General features: G+C 71.0%; 3 protein-coding genes. 1 reads left to right on the top strand and 2 read right to left on the bottom strand.

Annotated features, from left to right (window positions below):
* Window positions 1–70: 70 nt before the first annotated feature.
* Window positions 71–3,436 carry a S8 family serine peptidase gene (locus ACFWU3_RS18740; protein ID WP_384438343.1) on the bottom strand — a complete coding sequence of 1,122 codons (3,366 nt, stop codon included), beginning with the start codon at window positions 3,434–3,436 and terminating at the stop codon, window positions 71–73.
* Between the two features lie 233 nt (window positions 3,437–3,669).
* Between ACFWU3_RS18740 and ACFWU3_RS18735 the strand changes: the two genes are divergently transcribed.
* Complete coding sequence (locus ACFWU3_RS18735) at window positions 3,670–3,999, top strand: hypothetical protein (protein WP_384438340.1); 330 nt, start codon at window positions 3,670–3,672, stop codon at window positions 3,997–3,999.
* A gap of 172 nt (window positions 4,000–4,171) precedes the next feature.
* On the opposite strand, the gene ACFWU3_RS18730 is transcribed toward ACFWU3_RS18735, so the two are convergent.
* Window positions 4,172–5,926, bottom strand: coding sequence for a S8 family serine peptidase (locus ACFWU3_RS18730; protein WP_384438362.1), 1,755 nt, complete (start codon window positions 5,924–5,926; stop codon window positions 4,172–4,174).
* Window positions 5,927–6,000: the final 74 nt, after the last annotated feature.

Genomic DNA, 6,000 nt, shown 5'->3' with positions numbered 1-6,000 from the left:
GTCCTCCGTGTTTCCGGCCCTTCGTGAGGTCGGCCCCCTCCTCGTGTCAGGGGAACGTGCCGATCGTGGGCTACTTCCCCCGGTAGGCATTCCGGATCGTCTGGGTGAGGGCGTTGCCCTGCTTGTCGGTGACCATCGCGCGGAGTGAAATCGCCTGTCCCGCCTGCGGGTTGCGCACGACCACCCCGCCGCCCACGACTGCGGCCTTCTTCCAGGTCTTGCCGTCGTGGCTGACCTGCACGACGAGAGAGGCGAGGTTCTTGCCCGCGGCGGCGCCCTGAACGCTCACCGGCACCCGCATCAGGGCGCCTGCCCTGGCAGTGGAGTCCGCCGCGAGGCGCGGCGTGAAACGGACGACCGAGACCGGCAGGGGCTGCTCGGAGGCCGTGCGGCCCGAGGTGAACGTCCATGCGGCGCTCACCTCCGCTGCGGCGCCGGCCGGGCCGGCTCGTACGCCCGAGACGGTCAGCCGGAAGGCGCCCGTTTCCGCGGGGACGGTGACGCCCTGCCAGCAGTTCAGCATGTCCCCGGAACCGTCGATCTCGACGCCGTCGCGGTACAGCGCCGTAGAGAGCGTGTCGGCGTCCGCGAAGCTCCAGTTGCCCGCGCCGTCCCGGAACAGGTCCAGGCAGCCCGTGATGGTGTCACCGTCGCGGACCACTCCCTGCGAGGTGCCGAGCGCCGGGCCGAACACGCCGATGCCGAGGTCGGTCCGGTACGCCCGCCCTGCCTCGTACCGCTTGATCCCCGTCCCGTGCGAGATCTCCGAGGAGGAACCGGTGTCGTCCCACTGGTCCAGCGCGATGGACCAGGTGGTGCCGGCCGCGGCGGTGAGGAACAACGTGGCCGTCGCCGGAAGCGGCCGGTTCACGGACGGGCTGAAGATGGAGCCGAAGCTGCCCTCGATGAACGGCGTCGCCACGAGGGCTCCCTGCTTGCCGCCCACCGTGGCACCGAGCCGCAGGCCGACCCTGGCGAGCTCCGCCCGCTCGGCATGCCGTTCGAAGCCGGTGGCCAGCCGTGTCACCTTGTTGCCGTAGGCGAGCCGGTACTCATTCGCGCCCCGCCGGTCGAACGCGTTGAACTGCTGGAACAGGGTGCCGTCGGTCGAGAAGTCCGGTCCCAGCTGAGCCGTCCGCATACTCGCGAACGAGGGCCCGGTCATTCCGGCCGAGAATCCGTAGTCAGGGGTGTCGAGTTCGATGAAGGTCTCGGCGAACACCCGCTCGGCAGCCGGGTCCGGACCGGTGATGCCGATCGGCTTCGCGGTACGGGCGTCCAGGGTCACCGTGGTGTCCTCGGTGACCTCGAAGTGGGGCGCCGAGATCTGGCTCCTGCTCTCGTCCTCCTCGAAGATCAGCGCGTCGAGGTAGTAGACGCCTTTGGGCAGCCGCGCCGTGTAGGTGCCACCGCCCGCGCCCGCGGTCGCGTAGTCCTCACCCGGTGCACCGAGCCCGGAGAGCCGGTTCAGAGAGGGCCAGTAGTCCTTCGCGGGCTCCCCCGCGCGGTCGAGGTGACGGACCGTCACATCGTAGCTCTCCACCTCGCGCTCGACCGCCGCCGCGGTGCGGACGGTCCCGCCCGCGCCCTGGGCCGTCACCGTCGCGCCGTACATGCCGTTCATCTCGCCGCCCGGCCGGGTGTCGGCCGTCAGGTCGACCGCGGCGGTGCCACCGGCCGGCACGGTCAGCCGCTCCGCCCCGAGAGCGAACATGCCCGCGGGCCCCGGCTTCCCGTCGGGCCCGACGGCCGTCACCGAGAGATCGAGCGTCACCGGCTCGCCGCCCAGGTTGCGGTAGGTGAGCTTTCTGGTCTCCGGCTTGTCGTCGGTGTGCGGGTAGGCCTGGCGGGAGAAGCCGACGGATGTCGGCTCGGCGACGACCGACACCTTCATGGCAGCCGTCACGTCGACACGGCCGCTGCCCTCCGCGAAGACTCCGGCGCCCCCGGGCCGCGCGCCGGCGACGATGGCGGCCTTGAGTTCCTTGTCCGTCCACTGGGGGTGCTGCTGCTTGAGGAGCGCGGCTGCTCCCGCGACATGCGGCGTGGCCATGGACGTCCCCGAGATGGTGACGTAGCCGGGCGGCTGCTCCCCGACCTCGCCCGCGATCCTGCTGCCCGGCGCGGATGCCGCCGTGATGGCCACTCCGGGCGCGGCGACGTCGGGCTTGACGGCTCCGCCGCCGGCGCGCGGCCCGCGCCCGGACGACGGCGCGATCACATCGCTCGCGTCGACCGACCCCACGGCGAGCGCGGCGTCCGCGCTGCCCGGGGATTCCAGCGTGCCCATGCCCGGGCCGGAGTTGCCCGCGGCGGCGACGAAGAGGATGCCGATCTCCGCGGAGAGCCGGTTGACGGTCTCCTCCACGGGATCGATGCCGGGGCGGTCCGGGCCGCCGAGACTGAGGTTCACGATGTCGGCGTTCTGGGAGGCGGCCCATTCCATACCGGCGATGACGGCGGAGTCGCTGCCGTAACCGTCGTCGTCGAGCACCTTGGCGTCGAGAATGCGTGCGCCCGGTGCCACACCCCGGAACTTCTGCGCGGACCCGGCGCCCGCGCCGGAGGCGATGGAGGCCACATGGGTGCCGTGCCCGAGGCGGTCCTTGGTGTCAGCGGCCCAGGAGAAGTTCGCCTCGGCCGCCTGCCGGCCCTCGAGATCGGGATGCGTTTCGTCGACCCCGCTGTCCAGGACGGCTATCCGGACGCCCTCGCCGTCGTAGCCGGCTGCCCATGCGGCAGGGGCGCCGATCTGCGGAACGCTTCGGTCCAGGTTCGCCTTCCGGACGCCGTCGAGCCAGATCCGCTCGAGGCCCGGCGCCGCGCCGCGCTGCCCGGCGCCGGTCGTGGACGCCCGGGTCAGGGTCTTCCACACGCTGCCCGTGGACGTGGCGGGGACGGTGACCGCGTCCGCGTCGATCCGAGGGAAGGTACGGCGGACCGTGGCCGCGCCGTCCTTGCGCAGAGCGCTCTTCAACCCCTGGGCCGTGCGTGCCCCTGATGTGGTGCCCCGGCCGCCGTAGGCGACGATCAGCGGCAGCCCGGCCCGCGCACTCCGCCGGTGCTCGGACCTGTCGAGTTCGCCGATGTCGAAGAGCCGCTCGTCGACGCGCCCCGAACGGATCAACTGCCGTGCGTCCTGCGGCAGCACAAGGGTGCGACCCTTCGTGCGTTCGATCCTGATCGGTATGTCGTCCCGCCCCTTGCCGGGCACGATCCGCACGGGTTCGCCCGACGCGTCGACACCCACCGAGTCGCCCGTGACCAAGGTGATCCACCGTGCCACGGCGGTGTCCGCGCGGGCGCCCGAACTCCCCGGCGCCGGCGGCCCGGAGGCCGGATCGGCGGCCGCCGGTAAGGCGGTGACCAGCCCGGCGACACACGCGAGCGCCACGGCCGGGACGACGGTTCTCGGTCCGCTGTGTCTTCTGCGCAACTCTCCCCCTCGGAGAACGATGAGCACATGAGTGACATGTGGCTCCTGTGGGGGAAGACGCGGTCGGTGGTGCGGAATGTTTCACTTCCACATGCCTCGGCGTCACACCAACGGCCCTGATCTATGACGAGATGCCGATTAGGGCGTCCGGCTGATAAAGCCCGGCCGTTGCAACCCGCGGCGGGAGTTACGCCTCCTGACCCTCAGTGACACGCACATCACAGGAGGCTCTCATGCACAGCTGGCACACCACGGACACGGCAGCGCCTCAGACGTCGCAGGAGATCGACCCGTACCGCTTCCCCGGTGCCTGGTACCTCGGTGGGCGCACGGTGGACACCCTCGCGGACTCGGCCGGTGACTACCTCCTGCCGGCTCCGGACCCAAGGGAGCGCGTCCCGTACACGCTGCCGGTCGGCGACCAGCGCCGGCTGGACGTGCAGACGGCTCTCACCACGGCGGGGGTCGCACCCCGCCCGGGCGACCTCGCCGCCATCGACGCGCTGTGCGCTCTGGAGGACTCCGACTTCAGCACGGTCCTGCGGTGGATCGCGGGTGGCTGAGCGTTCGAACCGCGGTGCGCGAGCAGTGGTAGTTGAACGCTATACTGATGATGTCCGGCCCGGTGGTCCGTTCCCCCCGTGCGTACCACCGGGCCGGCTTTGCCGTGGGTCCCGGGCGGAGGCGAACAGCCTCTGCCCGGGACCTGTTGCATGGCCGGGACGTGTCCCTGTCCTAGAAGGTCAGGTTCCAGGCGTCGATCTTTCCGGTGTCCTGCGAGGCCACGTCACGTACGCGCAGCTTCCAGGTGCCGGCGGCCACCTCCGAGGACGCGTTCACCGTGTACGTCTTCACGACGTTGTCGGCGCTGTCGCTGTTCGGGAAGTCCTCCAGTGTGTAGACCGTGCCGTCGGGCGCCACGAGGGACAGCACGAGGTCGCCGCGGTAGGTGTGCTTGATGTCCACACCGACCTGGAGCGCGGCGGGGGCGTTCCCGGTGACACCGGTCACCGGCAGGGAGGAGTCCACCGTGCCGTTGTCGACGATGGCGACGTCCGCGGTGTTCTCGAAGTACTTCCCGGGCGGCGGCGTGCCTCCGACGGCCTTCAGGGCGTCGACCTGGCCCTCACCGAAGAAGGCGTTGTTGGCCGTCGTGCCCGTGCAGCGGCTGTCGGACGGGCAGGCGATGTCCGTCGCCTGGGTGGCCAGCGCGGCCCGCAGGTCCGCCGGGGTGGAGCCGGGGGCGGAGCTCGCCAGCAGCGCTGCGACACCCGCCACATGGGGCGAGGCCATCGACGTGCCGTTCATGTTGCCGTACTTGCCGCCGGGCAGCGTCGAGTAGACGCCGGAGGCGCCGTCGCCACCGGGGGCCGCGACGTCGATGATGTTCCGGCCGAGGTTGGAGTACGACGCCTTGACGCTGCCGTTGCCCATGGCCGCCACCGTCACCACACCGGGCAGTTCGGTGGGGATGTCGATGCAGGCGTTGGTGATGGTGCGGGTGACCGGGGTCGAGTCGTTCGGGCTCGACGTGTCGGTCCGCTTGTTGGCGAGGTCGTAGTTGGAGTTGCCCGCGGCCGCGACCTGAAGTGAGCCCTTGCTCTCCGCGTACTCCTGCGCGCGCCTGACGCCTTCGATGATCGCCGCCTGGTCGGCGTTGTCCGGGCAGTTGAACATCCACGGATCGGTGTAGTAGCTGTTGTTGGTGACCTTGAAGCCGTGGTCACCGGCCCACACGAAACCGCAGATGGTGTTCTCGGCGAAGAACATACTGGTGGCCGGTTCGGCGATCCGGACGGACGAGATCTTCACGCCGGGGGCCACGCCGATGACACCCTTGCCGTTCTTCGCGGCCGCGATGGTGCCCGCCACATGCGTGCCGTGCGTGCCGACGTCGCGCCATGCGCCGGTCCGGGTGTCCGCCTTGCCGTAGGCGCAGGAGGCGGAGTCGGCGGCGTTGAAGTTGGGCGCGATGTCCTGGTGCAGGTCGTCGACGCCCGTGTCGAGGACGCCGACCTTGACGCTCGCGGAACCGGTGCTGACGGCCCAGGCCTTGTCGGCCTTGATCTGGGTCATGTCCCAGCGGTTCGACTCGGTCAGCGTGGTCGGGGTCTGCGCCGGAGTGGCGGGCAGCGCGGGGCTGTACGCGTCGGCGGGTACGTCCGAGGTCCGGGTGGCACCCACCTGCTGGACACCGCTCACGCCGCGCATGGTGGCGGCGAAGGAGGTGGACGTCGAGTGCGCCACGACGACACCGATCGCGTCGTAGTGCGCGAAGACCGTGCCGCCGTTGTTCGTGACGGCGGTCCGCAGCGCCGAGGTGTCGCCCGGCGTGCCGATGACCAGGTACGCCCGTGTGCCGGCGGCCCATGCGGCTGTCGACGCCGGGGCCGAGAGTGCCGCAGGGCTTCCTGACACGGTCGTGGCCGCGGGAGCCGCGCCGGCGGGGTGCACGAAGACCGCGGTCGCGCCGAGAGCGGCCAAGGCCACGACCGAGCGTCTGAGGCGGCTGGATATGAGGGTAGGCAAGACATCCTCCGTGGGCCCGGGACGCTGGTGGCGCC

Origin of the sequence: Streptomyces sp. NPDC058685 (assembly GCF_042714725.1) — a bacterium.
GTDB lineage: Bacteria > Actinomycetota > Actinomycetes > Streptomycetales > Streptomycetaceae > Streptomyces.
This window is presented reverse-complemented; position numbering and strand designations above follow the sequence as displayed.

Bases quoted from the DNA above. Each gene is read 5' to 3' on its own strand.
- ACFWU3_RS18735 (WP_384438340.1), top strand. From the start codon at position 3,670: ATGCACAGCTGGCACACCACGGACACGGCAGCGCCTCAGACGTCGCAG.